Origin of the sequence: Pedobacter sp. (genome assembly GCF_035566355.1) — a bacterium.
In the GTDB taxonomy this organism is placed as follows: Bacteria; Bacteroidota; Bacteroidia; order Sphingobacteriales; family Sphingobacteriaceae; genus Pedobacter.
In genome coordinates this window covers 1-4176 of the sequence record NZ_DATMRL010000495.1, presented here as the reverse complement: position 1 = coordinate 4176, position 4176 = coordinate 1, and the positions used below count along the sequence as shown (strand labels likewise).

Genomic DNA, 4176 nt, shown 5'->3' with positions numbered 1-4176 from the left:
CTATTTATAAAACCCTTCCCTTTTCAAAAACCCCAGCATCGGACCCAGCCACTCGCTCACAGGCAACCTTTGCGTAAACCCATGATTCCCTTTCGGAAACAAATGCAATTCCGCATCAACCCCATTCTTCTGTAATGCCTGATAAAACACGATGCTGTTGTTCACATCCACAACCTGATCATCTCCACAGTGCGTCAGATACGTCGGAGGCGTTTCCTTGGTCACCTGCAGTTCATTGGAGAACAAATCCACTTTTTCTTTCGAAGGCTCCATACCCAATAAATTAATCTTAGAACCCATATGGGTGAGCTGATCGTTCATACTGATCACAGGATAAACCAGGATCATAAAGTCAGGCCGAAGGCTGAGGTTTTCTTTATTGGGGATATAGCTTTTGGAGAAGTGCGTTCCTAAAGTACTTGCCAAATGTCCTCCTGCACTATAACCAATCACACCAACTTTAGTAGGATTGAGGTTCCAGATTACCGCATTAGAGCGGATCACCTTCATTGCTTGCTGCGCATCTAAGAGTGGTCCAAAGCTTTTGTCCCGCATGGTTTCTCTTTTCGGCAACCGGTATTTCAGTACAAATGCTGCAATTCCTTTTTCTGCAAAGGCTTTTCCTATAGCAATGCCTTCCTCTTCAAAGGCAAGGAAACCATAAGCTCCGCCTGGGATGACGAGGACAGCTGTTCCAGTGGCTTTTTCTTTAATGGGTAGATATAGGGTCAAGGTTGGCTCTTCTTCTTTGGAGAGTTTGATGGTACTTCCTGGAATAGTATCCGGGTAAAGCGGCAGCACCTTTTGTGCTACCGCGGTATACCCTACCATCAAAAAGAGCATTGATATTAATATTTTCATGAGTGATTCGTTCTAAAAGTTCAATTGGTATTTGTATAGATAGTGATCATAGAGTGCATATAGTGATTGACCATAAACCCTAAAATCCCTAATCTTATTTCCTCTAAAATCTGGCAGGTAAAAGCTAAACTGGTACTTCCCATCTTTCACGGCATAGACATCAATCACTGAAACCTTCTCTAATGATTCTGCGACTTCATTGTCAGCTATTAATGCTGAATGGACAAACAAATATTTTTCATTCGCAGCACTTTGCTTATTTACGTATAGTGGTGGCGAAGAAATGGTCGTTTCATTTAACGATTTGATATAATCTACTTTAATATGGGCATGGGAAACTGTATCAATAGTTTTTCCTTTATACAATAAGTTCAGGTTGTCATCTGCGCAGATGAACTGATTCCGGTAATAATACACATAGATGATCTTATTAGAATTGGGGATCTTAACCAGGTTTCCATCTGTACAAAAAATCCCATCCACCTGTTTTTCTAACAGATTTGCAGGCATTCTGAATCCTGCGGAATCTGTCCTATAAGTGACCAGCTTGTTTTGACCAGCCTGAACAACTCTTAAAACAAAGGAATTACCACCTATATGAATGGCCTGGGTAAAATAAGGTGGCGTAGAAGCATGTTTAAGAATTCTGTCCCTATGAGTTCCAGCAAGCAGTAATGGCTGATTTCCATCCAGTGTGTAAACCGAATTGTCAACAACCAAATTAAAATAGCCTTTGGTTAATTTGGTGCGATCAGGAATAACCAGCTTCACGGCCAGTGTATCTCTTAAGTCAGAGTCAACTTTAACCAGCTTATCAGGAGTGTACAAATTCCCTATATAAATAGAATCACTGCTATATCCTGCAAAATTCCAACCTCCAGTCTTAAAATCTAAAATATTCCCTGGCGTCACTTTAGCAGGAGGCAATAAACGGATAAAGTTGTTTTTATTGTGCCTAAAGCCATTAGAAAAAAAACACAATAAAATGATCACCAAAACACTTCCTAAAAGGCATACAACTAGTGATATTATTCTCTTAAACATCATAAAAAAGGTGTTATAGCCTGGGTCATAAATAACCCAGGCAAATTGAAAAGATTAATGTTGTCTAAGAGGAATTGTACACGTCGGAGGGGGAAATCCAACAACGTCATAAACATAAGCAGGTTGGCCAACGTATGTACATTGTGCACCTGTATACGATGGATCGCAATCTGCTGGATTTGAACCACGCCCAACATAACAAGTACCCCCAAGCTTATAGGAGAGATAATCGCCGATTGTCCACCTAGCTTTTATAGCAAAGGTTGAAGTAACAGCCAGCAAAAAAGCGGCTGTCATTAATAAATTCCTAAATTTCATTCTTTTAGTTGTTAAGTTAATTGTCTGCAATTTCAAGGATGCAAACCTGCCTTCTTATTTTAGAGTAAGTTTTTTAGTCTTTTTAGGATATAATAAAATAGTTATAACACCCAGCAACAGAAAGCCTATATTGAAGATCAAATGCTGGTTCCAGTTCATGTTTTGCAAAATGCCGCCACAAGAACATGGGACATAAGGGCTGAACTTTAAAATGGCTACGATATAGGCCGAAAAAAGAGCCATTAAACTAAATGCAAAGTACATGGCGTAATATTGAAATCGTTTAACGGCTATAAGCAGAGAAATCAATAGCTCAATTCCAGGTATTGCAACAGCAATTATCCTAGCATAACTGGTTAGCAAGGGAGATTTACCCAGTTCAATTCTGAACTTATGATAATCCGTCACTTTAGTTAAAGCAGCATAAACAAATAGCAGGATAAAAAGAGCCGAAATCACATCTACTACGATAGTTCTTGTCTTTAAATTGATATTTTTCATGTCAACCTCAATAGTTATTGGTACGAATAATGGATTCATTATCTACGGAACCTGCAAATACAAGTGTGATGTTCCTAAATCTTGGCAAGTCATAGCCCGGCACCGTAAATGAGGTAATCAAGTCTCCAGTAGCCGCATTCCTGAATTCAAAAACCTTATCCCCTTCAGCAGCTAGTGAGGAGATATCCTTGAAAGTTGAAATAGCTTTATGAGCAAGGCTGTTAACAAAAGACCCATTAGGACTTCCCTGCACATTCACGCTAATAGGCGCACCACCGGTAACCAGATTAATCACCCTTGCGCCAAATACATCTGCTGTATGAGAAGGGATGTTTTCTTCTTTAATAAACACGGATTCTACCGCAGCAGGAGTGCCACCTAAAAACAGGGAATACATTCCGCCGTTTACAAAATCTTTAGTTTGGTTATAATAAACTTTGTTAATACCAACAGCGGTATCCAAAAGTTTCACTTCCCGACTTCCAGTGAGCATTCCATAAGTCTGAAAATTATTGTTGTACACCGGAACGGCATTTGTGCCTAATACAAGATTCCCTCCACCGCTAACAGCGTTTGTGACCAGTAAACTGGCTAACGGAGTCAATTTAATGTCTTGTTTTTTGCATGATGCTAAAATCAACACTGATAAAAGCATCATGATGGATAAAAATATCATTTTCATAATTGCATGATTTGGTTATAGGTTATTGCTTAGCGGCAGTATCGGGCCAGGTGCGAAGATTATTTCTCATCTTCTCCAGCGTTTCCACTATGCTTTTATCATTATTGGATAGTTTCACAGCCTTCTCCTCCCATTTTATGGCTTCATCTTTTTTTCCCGTTTTATATAATAGATTAGCATAAGTATCCAAGGCCTGATGATCCTTATACGTCAGCTCTTCTATTGCATACTTCATCACACCACAAGCAAACGTTAATACATTTTGATCCTCTAAATGCTCAAACAATGGCCATGAAAGGTTATTAACATGATATGCTGGGTGTTTTAATGCTTTTTCAAAATAAAGCACATAGTATTTCCCAAAATTCACCCAATCTTCCGCTTCCAAATATGCGAACATAGCATTACCATATACTTCTTCCTGTCCCACTGCCCCATATTTTTCTGTGATGCTTTTTTCTAAAGATTTCCAGTCAAAATTCTTTCTCTCATTGATATCACCTTTTGGCATAAATGCCTTATATATAGCCACTCTTACTCCATATTGAGCAGCATAATTTCCCAACAACGCATTGACTTTCTCAGATTGTGTCCTAAATAGTTTAAAGCCCTTATTATCAATTTTAATGTATTCTCTAATAAAGCTTAAATTATCCTTGGTCATTAGTTCAACCTCCTTTAATTTAAAAAGATAGTTGTTAATATAATCCTGCGCCAAAGAGTCAGCTAACTTGACATCTCCCTTTTCTTTCGCTTCTTTTGCCTGGGAA

General features: G+C 38.7%; 5 protein-coding genes. All 5 read right to left on the bottom strand.

Translation table 11 applies throughout. The features are described 5' to 3' along the window. Positions 1–861, bottom strand: coding sequence for an alpha/beta hydrolase (locus tag VNZ46_RS19345; RefSeq protein WP_325561697.1), 861 nt, complete (start codon positions 859–861; stop codon positions 1–3). Between the two features lie 12 nt (positions 862–873). Beyond that, entirely contained in the window at positions 874–1908 is a 1035-nt protein-coding gene (locus VNZ46_RS19340; RefSeq protein WP_325561696.1) for a hypothetical protein, read from the bottom strand. Positions 1909–2277: 369 nt separating this feature from the next. Next, on the bottom strand, positions 2278–2724 hold the full coding sequence (locus VNZ46_RS19335; protein WP_325561694.1) for a MauE/DoxX family redox-associated membrane protein: 447 nt from the start codon (positions 2722–2724) through the stop codon (positions 2278–2280). 7 nt (positions 2725–2731) lie between these two features. Beyond that, positions 2732–3406, bottom strand: a complete 675-nt coding sequence (locus VNZ46_RS19330; RefSeq protein ID WP_325561692.1) for a hypothetical protein — start codon at positions 3404–3406, stop codon at positions 2732–2734. Between the two features lie 22 nt (positions 3407–3428). Continuing rightward, positions 3429–4176, bottom strand: a 748-nt coding sequence (locus VNZ46_RS19325) for a hypothetical protein (protein ID WP_325561690.1), incomplete at its 5' end; no start/stop codon positions are given.